Source organism: Pseudomonas sp. GP01-A4 (assembly GCF_058780865.1).
The window spans coordinates 1-17,198 of the sequence record NZ_JBYSWF010000067.1 but is presented as its reverse complement, the minus strand read 5'-3'; the positions used below and the strand labels follow the sequence as shown (position 1 = coordinate 17,198).

15 protein-coding genes are annotated in these 17,198 nt (G+C 62.5%); 9 read left to right on the top strand and 6 right to left on the bottom strand.

Annotation, left to right across the window (positions count from 1 at the left end; translation table 11 throughout):
- Nucleotides 1–370 precede the first annotated feature (370 nt).
- The 6 genes from AC3WKX_RS27980 to AC3WKX_RS27955 all read right to left on the bottom strand — a co-directional run bounded on the left by AC3WKX_RS27980 (nucleotide 371) and on the right by AC3WKX_RS27955 (nucleotide 7,819).
- Entirely contained in the window at nucleotides 371–715 is a 345-nt protein-coding gene (locus AC3WKX_RS27980) for a hypothetical protein (protein WP_023658960.1), read from the bottom strand.
- An 84-nt stretch (nucleotides 716–799) separates the two neighbouring features.
- The gene (locus tag AC3WKX_RS27975) at nucleotides 800–1,771 is read right to left on the bottom strand and encodes a type III secretion protein (protein WP_102604554.1); all 972 of its coding nucleotides are present in this window, start codon (nucleotides 1,769–1,771) and stop codon (nucleotides 800–802) included.
- Nucleotides 1,772–1,993: 222 nt separating this feature from the next.
- On the bottom strand, nucleotides 1,994–4,399 hold the full coding sequence (locus tag AC3WKX_RS27970) for a TonB-dependent siderophore receptor (protein ID WP_173883049.1): 2,406 nt from the start codon (nucleotides 4,397–4,399) through the stop codon (nucleotides 1,994–1,996).
- Nucleotides 4,400–4,495: 96 nt separating this feature from the next.
- Nucleotides 4,496–5,470 (bottom strand): FecR family protein, encoded by a 975-nt coding sequence (locus AC3WKX_RS27965; RefSeq protein WP_087693093.1) that lies wholly within the window; start codon nucleotides 5,468–5,470, stop codon nucleotides 4,496–4,498.
- A gap of 32 nt (nucleotides 5,471–5,502) precedes the next feature.
- The gene (locus tag AC3WKX_RS27960; RefSeq protein WP_003219490.1) at nucleotides 5,503–6,003 is read right to left on the bottom strand and encodes a sigma-70 family RNA polymerase sigma factor; all 501 of its coding nucleotides are present in this window, start codon (nucleotides 6,001–6,003) and stop codon (nucleotides 5,503–5,505) included.
- Between the two features lie 67 nt (nucleotides 6,004–6,070).
- Nucleotides 6,071–7,819 (bottom strand): helix-turn-helix domain-containing protein, encoded by a 1,749-nt coding sequence (locus tag AC3WKX_RS27955; RefSeq protein ID WP_003219488.1) that lies wholly within the window; start codon nucleotides 7,817–7,819, stop codon nucleotides 6,071–6,073.
- A gap of 189 nt (nucleotides 7,820–8,008) precedes the next feature.
- Here AC3WKX_RS27955 and AC3WKX_RS27950 point away from each other — a divergent pair, with 189 nt between their 5' ends.
- The 9 genes from AC3WKX_RS27950 to proX all read left to right on the top strand — a co-directional run bounded on the left by AC3WKX_RS27950 (nucleotide 8,009) and on the right by proX (nucleotide 17,045).
- Nucleotides 8,009–8,608 carry an amino acid synthesis family protein gene (locus AC3WKX_RS27950; RefSeq protein WP_003219487.1) on the top strand — a complete coding sequence of 200 codons (600 nt, stop codon included), beginning with the start codon at nucleotides 8,009–8,011 and terminating at the stop codon, nucleotides 8,606–8,608.
- 298 nt (nucleotides 8,609–8,906) lie between these two features.
- Nucleotides 8,907–9,854, top strand: a complete 948-nt coding sequence (locus AC3WKX_RS27945) for a flavin reductase family protein (protein ID WP_003219486.1) — start codon at nucleotides 8,907–8,909, stop codon at nucleotides 9,852–9,854.
- A 22-nt stretch (nucleotides 9,855–9,876) separates the two neighbouring features.
- Entirely contained in the window at nucleotides 9,877–11,388 is a 1,512-nt protein-coding gene (locus AC3WKX_RS27940; protein ID WP_087693080.1) for an aldehyde dehydrogenase, read from the top strand.
- A gap of 18 nt (nucleotides 11,389–11,406) precedes the next feature.
- The gene (locus tag AC3WKX_RS27935; RefSeq protein ID WP_003219483.1) at nucleotides 11,407–12,483 is read left to right on the top strand and encodes an LLM class flavin-dependent oxidoreductase; all 1,077 of its coding nucleotides are present in this window, start codon (nucleotides 11,407–11,409) and stop codon (nucleotides 12,481–12,483) included.
- Complete coding sequence (locus tag AC3WKX_RS27930; protein ID WP_102369460.1) at nucleotides 12,483–13,295, top strand: alpha/beta fold hydrolase; 813 nt, start codon at nucleotides 12,483–12,485, stop codon at nucleotides 13,293–13,295. Before AC3WKX_RS27935 ends, AC3WKX_RS27930 begins: the two co-directional genes overlap by 1 nt.
- Nucleotides 13,288–13,683, top strand: a complete 396-nt coding sequence (locus tag AC3WKX_RS27925) for a carboxymuconolactone decarboxylase family protein (RefSeq protein WP_102604555.1) — start codon at nucleotides 13,288–13,290, stop codon at nucleotides 13,681–13,683. The genes AC3WKX_RS27930 and AC3WKX_RS27925 overlap by 8 nt, the downstream gene beginning before the upstream one ends.
- Nucleotides 13,684–13,862: 179 nt before the next feature.
- The gene (locus AC3WKX_RS27920) at nucleotides 13,863–15,059 is read left to right on the top strand and encodes a quaternary amine ABC transporter ATP-binding protein (protein WP_173883048.1); all 1,197 of its coding nucleotides are present in this window, start codon (nucleotides 13,863–13,865) and stop codon (nucleotides 15,057–15,059) included.
- The gene (locus tag AC3WKX_RS27915) at nucleotides 15,052–15,948 is read left to right on the top strand and encodes an ABC transporter permease (RefSeq protein ID WP_023658964.1); all 897 of its coding nucleotides are present in this window, start codon (nucleotides 15,052–15,054) and stop codon (nucleotides 15,946–15,948) included. Before AC3WKX_RS27920 ends, AC3WKX_RS27915 begins: the two co-directional genes overlap by 8 nt.
- A 71-nt stretch (nucleotides 15,949–16,019) precedes the next feature.
- On the top strand, nucleotides 16,020–17,045 hold the full coding sequence (proX, locus tag AC3WKX_RS27910; RefSeq protein ID WP_102604556.1) for a glycine betaine/L-proline ABC transporter substrate-binding protein ProX: 1,026 nt from the start codon (nucleotides 16,020–16,022) through the stop codon (nucleotides 17,043–17,045).
- The last annotated feature ends 153 nt before the right edge of the window (nucleotides 17,046–17,198 follow it).

The window sequence follows — 17,198 nt, the reverse complement described above, 5'->3', positions numbered from 1 at the left end:
CAGACTCCTGCAGTGACTCTCCCCCCGCAAAGGAGGCCGATAGCCTGATGAGCGGACAGGCGCCCCGCCGGATTGATGGCTGTGCTTTCGCGCAGCCTCACCGGGTTCACTTGAAGCGGCGTGAATTGCCCGTGTACCGCCGTCCAGTGCCGGGGCAATACAGGGTGTAGCACCGAGGTGCTGGCAGACCGACCCGCCGTTGATTGTCATGATTCATCTCCACCATTTTCCGGTTCCACATTGACCTGGTCATCATCCCGGCAATCGCCGTATCGCTCAGGTGAAAACAGGCCAAAGGTGTGTGGTGTGCCGGTGGCAATGGTTCCGAGATAGAGCAGCGTTCCAATGACAACATGTAAAAACCGAAGAATCAGTCGGCTTTTCGAGACCCTGGCGAGGTCGGTTTTGTCTCCTGCCAAAGGTCTTTGATCGCTGCGACCATAGCGCCCATCACCGCGCGCAACGGGCGTAACCCAGGCGCGTGGGAGGCAGGCAACTGCCCGTGCGGCAACATGCCTTTGATGAAGTCGTCAGCCGCCGGGGCCTGGAATGTGTGCTGCCCGGTGAAGTTCTTCACTCGCCGGGCTTCGGCGCCCTCTTCGCACCGTTTGCCCGGTGCGGCAACGGGGGGCGGTTGCAGGGTATCGCTGCCCGTCGGCGCAAGACAGGCTGGCTGATAGCCAGGATTGTGCGATCCACACGAAGGTGTAGCCATGTCTGAGCCCTGGCTGAGAGTTTGAAAGCAGCGGATTGATCAAGGCAGGTCATCACGCCGCGAGAGGGTCGCGGCGTGATCGAGCTAAAACAGGTTCAGAGAGAGGTGGCGCAGGGCGGCTCTGCCGATCTTGCCGTCATACCGGTCAAGAGAGTCCATCAGCGTTAACAGGCTTGAGCGCTGAGTGACTTCCTTGGCCAACTCGATGAGCCGCTGTTGCTTTGGGTCGCTCGACGACGATGCGGCCAATTTTTTCAAATCTTTGATACTGATGGAGCGGCTCCAGATACCCTTCAGGGCGTCGAAGTCCTTCAACATCTGTTCGGCGAGCTGTTTGTCGGTCTTGTACTTCAAGGCGTTGCCGGAGTCGAGCACGGCGTTGAGGTCCCGCCGGGAGATTCGACCATCCAGATCACCGGTCCTGCCGGCTCGGTCAAAGGCTTGTATTACGTCTGGGCGTCGCAGCAGTTCCCGGGCCAACAGAATGTTCTCATTACGGTCCTGGTCGTTGGTCAACCGTCTGCCCGCCATCTCCTCCAGGCTTTGTTTTGTGATGAAGGGCTGGCCCGGCACCGTGAACGCATCAAATTTGTTCTTGAGGAGGTTCCCCAGTTGATCGGGGGTTTGCCTCGAAAAGTGTGGGTCCGGGCGACCGTATCCCGGGTCAGGCTTGCAGGGGGTCGGACGGCAGTGTCCGGGAAGAGGCCTGAGTGGAATGGAAGGGTCAGGACGACCATAACCGGGGTGAGGCCGGAACGGATTGAACAGCTTGTGCAGAAAGTCCTGAAGCTGCCCGATCAGCCCGCCCAGGAACGAGTTTGCATAGGACGCCCGGAATGAGTTGTTGGCGGCACCACGGCGATCCATCGTGCTCTGCGTCGTCGTCCAATTCGAATATCCCGGGCCGATCCCATTCTGTGGCAAGTTGAAGCTGATGTGGATCGACCCCTGCCCGGAGCGTGAGCGTGACTGCGTCGATGTGGCGGCATCAGTATGCGGCTGCGCGGCGTTATCAGAGGGGTTGGCAACAGTTGAGTTGGATAAGGTTACCGACATAGGCATCTCCAGTTCGGCGTATTGACACGATTCACTCCCGGCTCAAAGACACCTCGGCGATACAAGGTATCCCATGGAAAGTGGGCACCTCCTTGTGTGGTAGACCTGTCGGATTCAGTTCCTGCGGACGCAGAAAATCGTTAGAAAAAGAGTAGGAAGAAGGGCTATGGCGAGGGGGCTTGCGCCCCCTCGTCACTGTCGATACCTGGGATCAGGCACGCATCAGAAGCCGACGCTGGCCTGCACGAAGAACGTGCGCGGTTCACCCAGGTAGATCCCGGAGTTGTTGTCGCTGGAGCGGGTGTAGTGTTCCTGGTTGAACACGTTTTTTACCCCGACGCCCAGCTTCAGGTTCGACAGTTGCGCACCGAAGTCATAACCGCTGCGCACGTTGACCGAGACGTAGCCGGGAATATCCCCGTACTGGCCATCAGCAGTCGGCTGGGTGATGTAGGTGGTACCGGTGCCCGGCGCACGCTGGCCGGACTGGGCATAGACGTCCAGGTTGTGGGTCCAGTGGTTGATGTCGTAACGCAGCCCCAGGGTGGCCACTTCACGGGAGTACAGCGGCAAGTCGCGGCCCTTGAAGCCAACGTCGCCTTCGGAGGTGGCCCTGGTGTAGGTGAAGCCGGCGTTGGCGGTCAGGCCGTCCAGGCGCGGGTCGAGGTTCGACAGGTCGTAATGGGCCGACGCTTCGATGCCCTCGTGCTTGGTAGCGCCGAGGTTGGTCCAGCCCACATCGTTGCTGACGTATTGCAACTCGTCCGAGAAGTCGATGTAGAACAACGTCACTTCGCCGCCCCAGACGCTGTCGTTGTAGCGGGTACCGATTTCGTAGGTCTTGGCTTTTTCCGGGTTAAGGCCGTTCGCGGTCTGGTCGCCGTTACCGCCCTGGCCCAGCTGGAAGTATTGCAGGCTGCCGAAGGAGGTTTCGTAGTTGGCGAACAGCTTCCAGGCATCGGAGACGTGGTACATCACGCTCAGGGCCGGCAGCGGTTCGTTGTTGTGGATCTCGCGGCGCTTCTCCTGAACCGTGGCGCCATTGAGGCCTACCACCGGACGGTCGTGCCATTCGGTGCGGATCTGCTCAAAGCGAATGCCCGGGGTGACGGTCCATTTGCCGATATCAATCTTGTTGTCGATATAGAACGAGTTGGCCTCGGTGCCACCGGTACGGTCCTGGTACACGTGGCCGTCACTCTGGCCCACGGGCGTCGGCACGTTGTTGACCAGCGCCAGGCTGGTGGCCTGCTCGTGCATGCCTTCCTTGAGGTAGCGATAACCGACGCTGACTTCCTGGGTGCTCGGCCCCAGGTCAAATACATGGGACACACGCGGCTCGATGCCGAAGGTGTAGTAGGTGCGCGGGTAGGAACCCAGGGTCTTCAGGTCGCGGTTGGCGATGTTGCTGCCGCGGAAACTGTCGGAATAGTAGGTCAGCACTTCAGCCTGGGTGCGGTCGTCGATCTGCCGGATGTACTTGAAGGACATATCCTTGCGCCGGCCATTGAAGTTGTCCCAGTCACGTACCGATTGATACGGGTTGGCGTCGTACTGCTTCTGGGTCAGGCCGCCGGGCATGTCGGCGCTGGCGTCGTAGTAGTGAAAATTCAGCGAGAAATCGTCTTGATCGGTCGGCGCCCAGTGGGTCTTGAAGATCACGTCGTCGATGTCGTTGGAGTTGTTGCGGTCGCGGTAACCATCGCCCTTGGTCCCGGAATACAGCAACGCAGCACCGATACCGTTGTCGGCGGTGCCGCCGATGAAGGCGTTTTCAATGTGTTTCCAGCCGCCGTGGGCCGCTGTTTCCAGGGTGGTGCCGACTTCGCCGGAGAATTTTTCCGGGATGGCCCGGGTGACGAAGTTGATCACGCCGCCGACGTTCTGTGGTCCATAACGTACGGAGCCTGCGCCACGCACCACGTCGATGCTGTCGAGGTTGCCGGAGGAAATCGGCGCCATCGACAACTGCGGCTGGCCGTAGGGTGCAAACGCTGCCGGTACGCCGTCGATCAATACCGTGGAGCGTGGCGACAGACGCGAGGTCAGGCCGCGTACCCCGACGTTGAGGGAAATATCACTGCCACCGGTGCCGTTGGCCTCCTGTACCTGCACCCCGGGAATGCGCCGCAGCACGTCACCGACGTTCATCGCGCCCTGCTCCACCATGGCTTCACGGCGCACCACGGTGCGCGCGCCCGGGTGGTTCTGCACCACTTGGGCATTCGCGTCGCCGAGCCAGTCGCCAACCACCTTGATGTCGGTGGCACCCAACTCCAGCGGCGAACCGGCTTCGCCGGTGCCCTTGCCCAGCGGGCGCAGGGTCACGGAGCCCGCATCGATCTGGTAATCCAGGCCGCTGCCCTGCAGCAACTGGCGCAGCGCTTGTTCGGGCGACAGGTTGCCGTCGACGGCCGGGGCTTGTTTGCCGGCCACCATGTCGGGGCTGAAGAACACTTGCAGCGACGTCTGCTGACCCAATTGGCTCAAGGCCGAACCCAGGGACTGGGCCTGGATATGAATGCCATCGTCAGCATAGGCCGCCGGCAGTGCGGCGCTGACGGCCAGCGCCAGGGCGAGGGGTGCCCAGCGGGATGATTTATTGTTTTTCATGGCGAGTTTTTTCACGTCGAACGTAGTCCTGTGATCGCAAGAGAGTGCGGCTGTTAATGCAAACCAGTTGCAGTTGCACAAGAAGACGAAGAACTCGAAAAAAACCTGAATCTATCGCGAAATTATTTCCTGGCTACCGTCCGGCAAGGTGCGCAAGGCCACCGGAAGAATGTGCGGCAAGGCCTTGAGCAAGGCGTCGGTGTCGGTGGATTTGAACACGCTGGTCAAGCGCAGGTTGCTCACCGCGGGCGCGCTGACCCGCAAAGGTTGCTCGCGGTAACGTGAGACCTCCCGAGCCACTTCGCCGAGGGTGGCGTTGTTGAACACCAGCTTGCCGGTGCGCCAGGCCGTGAGCTCTTCAGGGTTGACGGCGTAGGCAGCCGCCACCTGGCCCCGGGTATCCACATGGGTGCCCCGACCGGCCGTGAGCATCACGATGTCATCGGATGAGCGCCCTTGCACTTTGACCGTACCGGCCTCGACCACCACGCGGGTCTGGTCGTCATCGCGGCGCACGTCGAAACGCGTACCGGTGACCGTCACCTGCCCTGCCCCGGCGTCCACCACGAAGGGCCGGCTGGTGTCGTGCTCGACGCTGAACATGGCCTCGCCCTGCTTGAGCTCGATGCCGCGCTGGCCTTTTACATAGTGCACGGCCACCACGCTGCGGCTGTTCAAGTCCATCAGCGAGCCGTCGGGCAACGCCACCTGCCGGTGCTCCCCCAATGCAGTGCGGAACTCGGCGTTATACGTCGCCGGATGATCCAGGCCACTGAACAACCCCAGGCCCAGGGCCACCGCCAGCACACTTGCAGCCACTGCATAACGCAGCACGGGCCGGCGCTTCGCACGCGGTTGCGGGGCATCGCACAACGCCTGCAAGCGCGCCTTGGGCACCAGATCGGTGGCACTCCACAAGCCTTGCAGCACATCAAATTCGTACTGGTGCTCGGCATGCTCTGCACGCCAGGCATCAAAACGCTCGCGTTCTTCTGCGCTCAATGGGCTGTCCTGCACACGCACAAACCATTGCGCCGCCTCGTCGCGGGCCGTCGCGCTGCCGCAGGCACACTCACGGGTATCCATCATGGAAGATCCTGTTTCAAAGCGGGCATTGGTCATGGTGCCATCGCATCCAGGCGGTCACGTAGATGCCGCAGGGTGCGGATCATATACTTTTCCACCATGTTTTTAGACAGGCCCAGGCGTTCGGCGATTTCCTGCTGGGTCAGGCCCTCGATTTTCTGCCAGATGAAAATCTTGCGGCAATTGAGCGGCAGCTCGGCCAGGGCTCGCTCGATGGAATCCGCCAGCTGGATCGCGTGCATGAAATGCTCCGGGTCGCCACTGTGGGGCGAACTCTGATCAAAGGCTTCCAGGGCCATCGCCTCCCGCCGGTCCTCGCGGCGATAGGCGTCAACGGCGATATTGCGCGCCGTTTGATGCAGATAGGCTCGAGGTTGCTCAACCTTGGTGGCGCTGGATTCAAGCACCCGCACAAAAGTGTCGTGGGCCAGGTCTTCGGCCTGCTGACGGTTTCTCAGGCGGCGCGTCCAGGTCCCGATCAACTCTTCGTAGTGCTCGAAAAAGCCTGTTCTGCGGGGCGGCTGAGGAGTCATCAAGGAAGCACTGGGGAGGCGGGGTGTGAATAGTAATGCTTCCTATTAAGTGGAGCAATGCTACCCGTCAGCTATCAATCACCCGCTGCAAATGAATCGCCAACTCCGTGGCAAACCGCCGTTCCGGCGTTTCCACATCAATCCCGAACAACTCCTGGATCCGCGCCAGCCGGTAGCGCAGCGTCGTCACATGCACCCCCATCGCGTCCGCGCATGCCTGGCTGCGGCAGCTCTCCCGCAGATACGCCGTCAGGGTTTCCAGGTACGGCGTCTGGTGCTTGCGGTCATGGGCGAGCATGGCGCCAACGCTGTCGTTGACGAAGGTGCGAATATCCTCGCCACCCACGGCCGCGACGAAGATCGGGATCGGCCCGAAATCCTGATCGGAGATCGGCCCGCTGCGGCCGAACGAGCGGGCAATCTCGATCAGCCGCCGGCAGCGCTCCCACGCGGCAGGATAATCCGCCAGCGCCCGGCACACCCCGCTGGCCAGCAGGATCGGCTCGGCACCCAGGTAGTGCGCCAGGTCATCGGTAATCTGCCGTTTGATTTTGCTCAAGCGCTCGCCTTCCGCCGGCACCAGGCACACCAAACCGTTGTCGACAATGATCACCGTGGCCTGCATCCCTGCACGCTGCAGGATGCGCGCGACGTTGTGGTGCAGGTTCTTCGCCTCCCGGGCCTTGGCGCCGTAGTCGACGATGATCATCTGCTGCGCGGTGCTGAAGCTGATGCCCAGCCGCTGGGCGCGCTGCTGGATGTCATCGGCATCGCGCCAGCGGCCCTCGAGCACTTCGAGCAGCAGCTCGGTCTGGGTCCGGGTTTCAAAACGAAAGCGGATAAAACTGCGCATCATCTGCACGCTCAAGGCGAACTTGGCGCTTTCCAGCATCAGCAGGTCCAGCTCGTTGACCGGCGCCGCCACCGGGAACAGCACCAGCGCGCCCACCAGTTCGTGGTCGACCATCAACGGTTCGATCTGCGCCCGCAGGGTGAACTGGCGCTGGCCATCGTCGAGGAACAGGTTGACCGTACTGCGCAGGGCGCTGCGCAAACTTTCCTGGGCGGCTTTGGTGATCTGCACGCTGAGCACCCCGGCGACTGCGGCCTGCCAGGCATTGTCGTCAAACAATGCGGGATCCGGGGAACGCCCCGCCACCACCTGGTTGGCGGTGAAGTCCACGGCGATCACCGGGTTGGGCAACTGGTCGCCGACCATCAGCGACAACGATGTCACCGAACCGCCGCCCAATACGTGTTCAAGCATCGTGGTATGCACATGCAACGCCTGCTGCAGGCGCTCGGCGGCGCGGCGTTCGGCTTCCAGCTGGCGCTGGCGCTCCACGGCAATGGCGCCCAGGTGGATGATCATGCCGAGGAACACCCGGTCTTCTTCCGAAACGTCCATCAGCGTGCGGGAAATCACACTGAGCACCATGGGCCGGCCGTCGAAGTCGGTGCAGTTCATCGGCATCACCATCACCGTGCGGTAATCGCGCTCCAAGGATTCGCGGCGGTAGCCGGGGTACTCGCATTCGCGCACGTCGCGGATGAACACCGCCTCGTTGCGTTGCAGGGCGGTCATCACCGGGCTGGAAGACAGCTCCCAGCAATCCACCAGCGGGCGCTGCACCAGGGTCGGGTCATGGCGGGCGATCACGTGGCCGAAGCCGGCGTCCATGTCGATGGCCATGATCGAACTCATGGTCCAGTGGGTGTGGCGGCAACTGGCGTACACCAACTGGTGCAGCATCGACTGCAGGTCACCGCCGGAGTTGATCTGACTGGCCACATCGCGCAACGACAGTATCTGCATTTCTCGATTCAAGGCGCTCACCCGAACATGGAGGTCACGGCAGCCACGTTGCCTGCCAGGCCCGCCTGATACTTGCTCCGGTTCAGAGCAATGTCCAGTGGATTTGCACTGCGTAACCACGGAAGACGCTGCTGCCCAACGCTCCTAGCCTAAGGCCACAACCAACAGCCACAAGGGCGACGAGTGATCATGAATCTGGAAAATCTGGGCGTCAGGAAGTACTGCACCTTTATCGAAGAAACCTTTATCGAAGGCGGCAAGGACGCCGGCAAACCGATCACCCTGATCGTGGTGGCAGCCGTGTTGAAAAACCCTTGGGCCGGCCAGGGCTTCGTCGAAAACCTGCGTCCGGAAATCCTGCGCCTGGCCCCCGGCCTGGGCCATGAGATGACCCGTCGCCTGATCGCCCTGATGCCCGGGGGCAAGGTCGAAGCCTTCGGCAAGGCGGCGGCTGTCGGGGTCAACGGCGAAATCGAACACGCCTCGGGCCTGATCCACACCCTGCGCTTCGGCAACCTGTTCCGCGAAGCCGTGGAAGGCACCGCCTACTTGAGCTTCACCAACACCCGCAATGCACCGGGCGCCCTGCTTTCGCTGCCGATGGTGCACAAAAGCGAAACCGGCAAGCGCTCGCACTTTCTCACCGCCAACTTCCAGGTCGCCGATGCCCCGGGCCCCGACGAAGTGCTGATCGCCATCGGCGCCAGCGACGGCTCCCGTGCCCACCCACGGATTGCCGACCGCTACCAGGACATGGCCGAGATGGAAGCGGAACAACCCAAGGACTGACGTCTGGCTGAAGAACGACGCTCAGTTGTGGCGAGGCAGCTTGCTCCCGCTGGGTCGCGGAGCGGCCCCATGAGCCCCGCCATAGTCCGCCTGAAAGAACCCGGTTGCCGTTGTGGGGCTGCTTCGCAGCCCTGCGGGAGCAAGCTCCCTCGCCACAGGGTTGATGTTTGCCACAGAAATGCCGGAGCACTGCGAAACGAAGCAAAACTTTCGTCTTCGCTACCATTTTTCGACGCAAGCCCACGGTTTCCCTTGCTCGTAGGCTTGCTTCACACCACAAGAACAAAGGAGTACCCCGATGCCGAGCACCGCGATCAGCGCCAACGTTGCAGCCGTCGATCCGGGCGCCTTGCGCCAGGCCTTCGGCACCTTCGTCACCGGCGTCACCGTCATCACCACCCATGACACCGATGGCAACCCGCGCGGCATGACCGCCAATTCGTTTACCTCGGTGTCCCTCGACCCGCCGCTGCTGCTGGTGTGCGTGGGCAAGTCGGCCGCCAGCTACACCGCGTTTGCCAGCACCGAACAGTTTGCCGTGAACCTGTTGCACGAAGGCCAGGTGGACGTCTCCGGGACCTTCGCCTCCAAGTCGCCAGACAAATTCCACACCGTCAACCACGACACCGTGCACACCGGCGCACCGATCCTCACCGACAGCCTGACCTGGTTCGACTGCAGCGTGCACCAGCGCATCGAAGCCGGCGACCACCTGGTGCTGATCGGCCAGGTCCGCGCCTTCGGCACCAGCCCCAAGCTGCCGCTGTGCTTCTGCCGGGGCCGCTACGCGAACATCCAGGACCCGCTGCCGGCCAGTTGGCTGGACTCCCACAAGATGATCATCGGCTACCTGATCGAAGCCGGCGACGCGATCCTGTTTCGCGCCGATGGCCAGGGCGGCTGGACGCTGCCGGTGGCCGGCAAGCGCAAGGGTTTTATCGACGCCGGCGACAGCTCGCTGCCGGTGGAACTGGAATCGACCTTCCTGTACTCGGCGTTCGATGTCGACGACACCGACCCCGGCTACCTGATCTACCGCGCCCAGCTCGGCCCGTTCGACGCCGAGCTGCCCGACACCCTGCGCTTCTTCCCGCTGGACGCGTTGCCCATCGAGCAGATGCCGGTCAACGAACTGCGCTCGGTGGTGCGCCGCTATGCCCGCGAGCGCCAGAACCAGCAGTTCGGCATCTACACCGGCTCTGCCGCCAGCGGCCGCATCGCGATGCTCGAAAACGCGCCCCTTTGACACGCACCTACAGGACTCTTGCATGAAAACCACGGTCAGCGCCCTTGAGGGCAACCGCCTCAACCTGTTTATCGACGGTCGCTTTGTCGCTCCCGACAGCGGCAGCTATGTCGACAGTTTCGACCCCACCACCGGCCAGTCCTGGTACCAGTTCGCCCAGGCCGATGCGGGCGACGTGGCCCGCGCCGTCGCTTCCGCCCACAAGACCTTCAACGACCCGCAGTGGCGCAACATGACGCCCACCGCACGCGGCAAATTGTTGTATCGCCTGGCCCAGCTGGTGGCCGAGCACGCCGAAGAACTGGCGCTGCTGGAAACCCGCGACAACGGCAAGCTGCTGCGGGAAATGCGCGCGCAAATGAGCGCCCTGCCCGATGCCTACGTGTACTTCGCCGGCATGGCCGACAAGCTGCAAGGCGAGGTGATCCCGGTCAACAAGCTCAACCAGCTCAACTACAGCAGCCGCGAGCCGTTGGGCGTGGTCGGCATGATCACCCCGTGGAACTCGCCGCTGATGCTGCTCACCGGCACCCTCGCACCGTGCCTGGCCATCGGCAACACGGTGGTGATCAAGCCCTCGGAACACGCCAGCGCCTCCACACTGGCGCTGGCCGAACTGATCATCGAAGCCGGCTTCCCGGCGGGTGTGGTCAACGTAGTCACCGGCAACGGCGCCGTCACCGGCGAGGCCCTGACCCGCCATCCCGACATCGCCAAATACGTGTTCACCGGCAGCACCGAAACGGGTCGGCGTATCGCTGGCAACGCCGCCAATAACCTGGTGCCGTGCCAGATGGAACTGGGCGGCAAATCGCCCCACGTGGTGTTTGCCGATGTGGATATCGAGAAGGCCGTGAACGGCGTGGTCTCCGGGATCTTCGCCGCCGCCGGGCAAAGTTGCGTGGCCGGTTCGCGCTGCTTTGTCGAAGCGCCGATCTACGACAAGTTCGTCGAGGCCCTGGTGGCCCGCACCCAACAGATCAGCGTCGGCCACCCGATGGAAGAACACACCGACATCGGCCCGCTGGCTCTGCAAGCCCAACTGCAAAAGCTCGAAGGCTACATCGCCAGCGGCGCCCAACAAGGCGCGCAGATCGCCGTCGGCGGCAAACGCCCCAGCGCCGCGCACCTGTCCGAAGGCTGGTACTTCGAGCCCACGGTGATGGCCAACGCCACCAACGACATGCCGTTCATGCGCGACGAATTGTTCGGTCCGGTAGTGGGTGTGATGCCCTTCACCACCGAAGAGCAAATGCTCAGCCTGGCCAACGATACCCACTACGGCCTGGCGTCCGGAATCTGGACCCAGAACATCGACCGCGCGATGCGCTTTGCCAACCGCATCGACGCCGGCACGGTGTGGATCAACACCTACCGCAGCTCGGCCTACATGTCCGCCAACGGCGGCTTCAAGCACAGCGGATATGGCCGTCGCGGCGGCTTTGACGTGATGCGCGAGTTTTCCCGGGCCAAGAACGTGGTCATCGATTACTCCGGCGAAATGCAGGACCCCTTCGTCATTCGCCTGCGCTGATTATTCAAGGAGCATCTTATGAAATTCGCCGTATCCCTGAGCATGGAACGCTTCTCGCCAGACGTGCCGATGCAGACCGTCATGGCCAACCTGCTGGAGCTGGCAAAGATCGCCGATGCCGGCGGCTTTGAAACCCTGTGGACCTCCGAACACCACACCCTGGAATGCACCATCGCGCCCAACCCGTTCCAGACCCTGACCTGGCTCGGCCAGCACACCGAGCGTATCCGCCTGGGCACCGCAACCCTCGCTGCCGCCTATTGGCATCCGATCCGCCTTGCCGGTGAAGCCGCGCTGTGTGATCACCTGACCCACGGCCGCCTGGAATTCGGCATCGCCCGCGGTTCCTACCAGTACGAGTTCGACCGCATGACCCCCGGCCTGCAACAGCAGGAAGGTGTGGGCTACATGAAGGAACTGGTGCCCGCGGTGCAAAAGCTCTGGACCGGCGACTACGCCCACGACGGCCACTACTGGAAATTCCCGCAGACCGCCGCCGTACCGAAGCCGCTGCAAAAAGGCCACCCGCCGATCTGGGTCGCCGCACGGGACCCGGGCACCTTCGACTGGGCAGTGAGCATTGGCGCCAACATCCTGTCCACCCCGCTCTCGCTGCCGGCGGCCGAAATCGCGGTGCTCGGCGAAAAATTCAACAAGGCCGTGGCCGACAACCCCCACGTGCCGCGCCCGCGCTTCATGATGCAGCGCCGCACCTGCGTGTACGCCAACGCCAACGACTGGGAACTGCCGGTCAAGCACAGCATGGATTTTGGCCGCGCCTTCGAGAACCTGATGCAGAACATCGGCACCGTGCACAACGGCTTCCCCGAGCCGGTGCCGTTTGAAAGCGTGCGCGGCAAAGACAACTACAACCCGGAAAACCTGCGGCGCAACTTGATGTTCGGCACCCCGGAAGAAATCATCGAAAAGCTGCTCGACTACGAAGCCGCCGGTGTCGACCAGTATTGCCTGGGCCTGACCTTCAACTTGCCGTTCGAACTGCAGAAGCAGACCCTGCGCCTGTTCATCGATGAAGTGATGCCATTCTTCGCCGAGCGCGAACGCGCCAGACAACGCAACCAGGTCAGCGCGTGATGGGCCAGGCACAACGTTTCAGCGTGGCCAACGTCACGCTCAATTATCGCCTGGACGGGCATGGACCGCGCCCGCTGGTGTGCATCCATGGCGTGGGTTCCAGCCTTGAGGCGTGGGCTGAAACGGTGGCGGGTCTGCAGGAGCAATTCACCGTGCTGACCTTCGACCTGCGCGGCCACGGCCAGTCGTCCCGCACGCCCGGGCGTTATGAGATTGATCATTTGGTGGGTGAGGCGCTGGCCCTGGCGGATCACGTGGGCTTCAAGCAGTTCGACCTGGCCGGGTTCTCGTTGGGCGGGCTGATCGCCCAACGCATGGCCCTGACTCATCCGTCGCGGGTTCACCGGTTGGTGCTGCTGTCGACCGTCGCCGGGCGTAACGCCGAGGAGCGCGAGCGGGTACACGCGCGCCTCGCCGCCTTGCAGGCCGGGGAGCCGGTGGCTCACTACGAGGCATCGCTGTCGCGTTGGCTGACCGAGGATTTTCAGGCGCGCAATCCCGAGGCTGTTACCCGTCTGCGCCAACTGAATGCCGACAACGACCCGGGCTGTTATGCCGCGGCGTATCGCATCCTGGCCGAGTCGGATTTCGGCGAACAGCTGTCACGGATCCGCTGCCCCACGCTGATTGCCACCGGTGCCGAAGACGCCGGCTCCAACCCACGGATGGCGACGTTCATGCACGATCGCATCGAGGGTTCGCAACTGCGGATTCTGCCTGGGCTGCGCCATTGCATCCTGATCGAGGCGCCGCAACAGGTGGCCGCCCTGATACGCGATTTTCTAACCCCTTCGGAGACTCACCATGGATAAATCATTGCAGGCCCAAGGCGAAAGCGTTCGCCGCCAAGTCCTCGGGGATAGCTACGTCGACCAGGCCCTGGGCCGCGCCGACGACTTTTCCCGGCCCTTCCAGGCGGTGCTCAACGAGTACTGCTGGGGCATGGTCTGGACCGACGACAGCCTGGACCTCAAGCAACGCAGTCTGCTCAACCTGGGAATGCTCGCGGCGCTGGGGCGCATGGACGAATTCGGTACGCATTTCTGCGGCGCCCTGCGCAACGGACTGAGCGACGACGAACTGCACGCCGCCCTCGTGCAGATCGCGGTGTACTGCGGCGTGCCGGCGGGTGTCGAGGCGTTTCGCGTGGCCCGCAAAGCCCGGGAAAGCATGGCTCCATCGGATTCAACGACCGGTTGACGCCCAACCCTTGCACTCGCCACACCGCTCATGCTGTAAGTGCCTTGGCACCACAACAAGAAATTTTTGCGACTGCGCCTTGCGTCGCCTTAGCTCGAAGATTTTTAACTGCCAGTAGCCCAAAAATTTCTATTGATGAAGTTTTCCGCAGATTGCAAAACAACAATTGGAGGCAATTGGTGAGCGAACGACTAAAGATTGAGAACCTCTACAAGGTCTTTTCCTCAACCCCGGACAAGGCCATGCAGCTCTTGACCGCCGGGGCCAGCAAAGACCGGATCCTGGCCGAGACCGCCACCGTGGTCGGCCTCAACAACGTATCGCTGTCGATCCCCAGCGGGGCGATCTACATGATCATGGGCCTCTCGGGCTCGGGCAAATCCACCCTGGCGCGCTGTATCAACCGCCTGAATGAACCGACCGCGGGCAAGATCCTGCTGGACGGCGAAGACCTGGTGAGCCTCGACGAAAACCAACTGCGGGAAGTGCGCCGCACGCGTATCTCCATGGTGTTCCAGCACTTCGCGCTGCTGCCGAATAAAACCGTGATCGAGAACACCGAGTTCGGCCTCAAGCTGCGCGGTGTCTCGGCGGCCGAGCGGCGCAAGCGGGCCCTGGAAGTACTGGCGATTGTCGGCCTGGCCAAGTGGGCCGACCACCATCCCCACGAGCTGTCCGGCGGCATGCGCCAGCGCGTCGGCCTGGCCCGCGCACTGGCCACCGACGCCGACGTGCTGATCATGGACGAGGCCTTCAGTGCCCTCGACCCATTGATCCGCACCGAGATGCAGGACGAGTTGCTGCGCCTGCAACGCACCCTGAAAAAAACCATCCTGTTCATTACCCACGACTTCCAGGAAGCCCTGAAGCTGGGCACACGCATCGCGATCATGGCCGACGGCCAAGTGGTGCGCGAGGGCACGCCCCAGGAAATCGTGATGGACCCGGGCAGCGATTACGTCGCGGCGTTCACCCGGGAGGTGGACCGTTCGCGGCTGTTCGATGCGCGCTCGATCATGGAAAAAGCCCACACGCTGCTGGTGCAGGGTGACACCCGGGTGGTGGGCAATGACAGCACGGCTGCATTCGTACTGAACACCAGCGGCAAGGCGGTCGGCGTGCTGGACTCGGCAGCGCTGCTGGCCGTGGGCGGCGGCGCCGACGCACTGCAACGGCTGTCGAGCCAGTTCGTTTGCGTGCCGGCCAGCGCCAAGCTGGTGGAAGCCGCGCGCCTGCTCAAACCGGGTTTGCCGGTGGCGGTGGTGGATGGCGACGGGCAGTTCGTCGGCACCCTCAACAGCGCGCACATTCTTGATTGCATAGCCAGCGTCCCGGCCCCGCGCCCTGCCGCTGCGGAGGTTGCACAGCATGCTTAGTTCAGAAGACCTCGCGGTTTTACCCGTAGACCAGTGGATCAGCCAGGGTGTGGAGTGGCTGGGGATTCACCTGCGGCCAATGTTCCAGGCGATTCGCTGGCCGGTGGAGCATTTGCTGGGGCTGAGTGACACGGTGATCCACGCGATCCCGTTCCCGGTCATGGTGTTGCTGATGTTCCTGATCGCCTACCGTGCGGCGAGCCTGGGGGTGGCGGTGTTCAGCGCCGTGGCCCTGGTGGTGATCGCCGCGTTGGGGGTGTGGGACGAGGCCATGACCACCTTGTCGCTGATCACCACGGCGATTGTGATCTGCATGGTGGTGGGCATTCCGGTGGGCATCTGGTGCGCCCGCAGCGAGCGGGTGTGGGGCGTGATGCGGCCGATCCTCGACATCATGCAAACCACCCCGACCTTCGTGTACCTGGTGCCGGTGGTGATGCTGTTTGGCGTCGGCACGGTGTCGGGTGAAGTGGCGGTGGTGATCTCCGCCTGCCCGCCGCTGATTCGCTTTACCTACCTGGGCATCCGCATGGTCGACACCGAACTGGTGGAAGCCGGCCACGCCTTTGGTGCGGACAAGCGCCAATTGCTCTGGGAAATCCAGCTGCCCCTGGCGATCCCGACGATCCTCGGCGGCCTCAACCAGACCGTGCTCACGGCCATGGTGATGTCGGTGGTGGTGGCGATGATCGGCGCCGAAGGCCTCGGCCTGGTGGTGCTGCAAGGCCTGGGCCGGATGGACGTGGGCCGCGCGGCGGTGGGCGGGATTGCCATTGTGCTGCTGGCGATGATGCTCGACCGGATCACCCAGAACCTGGCGCAACCGACCATGCGCAAGCGCAAGTCGCTGTTCAAGCGACTGCTCAATCCGAACCCGGTAAACGCATAACAAAAAGAACCTCATGAATGCCCGTTGTTGACTGCCAACCCTAACCATAACGAGAAAAAAAAGAGGAAATCATGATGCATCCATTCAAAGCCTTGCTTGGATTTGCAGCAGTGTTGTACCTGGCAAGTACGCAGGTGTGGGCCGAGGATTTGCCGGGCACCGGCAAGACCATCCGCTTCGTGCAATCGGAAAGCACCGGCGGCAACTACGTACTGACCAAAATCGCGATCGAGGCCACCAAGCGCCTGGGCTACGCGAGCAAGTTGAGCACCGTCAACACCACCCTGTTCTTCCCCGCCGCGGCCCAGGGCGACCTGGACCTGTCGATGGACGTGACCTTGCCGATGCTGCAACCGAGCTTTGACAAGGTGAAGGACCGTACCGAAGTGGTGGGCTCGGGCTTCATTACGGGCGCTGGCTATAACGGCTACATGATCGACAAGAAAACCGCCGACGCGTACGGCATCACCAGCCTGGAACAAATGAAGGACCCGAAAATCGCCGGGCTGTTCGGCAAGGACGGCAAGGCCAACCTGATCAGTTGTGATCCGGGCTGGGGCTGTGGCGATGTGGTGGATTACCAGCTCGACAAGTTCGGTCTCAAGGACACGGTTAACCCGGTACGCGGCAAATACGAAGCACTGATGTTCGAAAACGTCGCCCGGCTGAAACGTGGCGAGCCGGTGTTTTTCTATGCGTGGGCACCGTCGTGGATGACCAACACCATGGTGCCGGGCAAGGACGTGGTGTGGCTGCCGACGCCGTTTGATGCGTTGCCGGGCAATGTGCCGAGCACCACTTCGGCACTGACGCCCGGGGTTGCCGGGTGCGCCGGCGGGGCTGATCCATGCCGCATGGCGATGGCGGCGTGGAACTGGTATGCGATTGGCAACAAGCAATTCATCGCGGCGAATCCGGCGATCAAGAAGTTGGTGGAGCAGATGACGTTTTCCCAGGCAACCTGGAGTTATTGGGAAAAAAACATCAGCGCCGACGGCTCCAGCGAACGCAACATTCGCAAGCTGGCGGAGGACTGGATGAAGGAAAACAAAGCGACGTTTGACGGCTGGGTGGCCACCGCAAAAACCGCCAAGTAGCACCGATTCAATGTGGGAGCTGGCTTGCCTGCGATAGCGATGTTGAATTCACCGTCGCCATCGCAGGCAAGCCAGCTCCCACAGTCGATTTTCACCCGCCGCAAAAATAACTGTTTTGGCGGGCGCAATCAGAAAAAACCCACTGCCCCACCC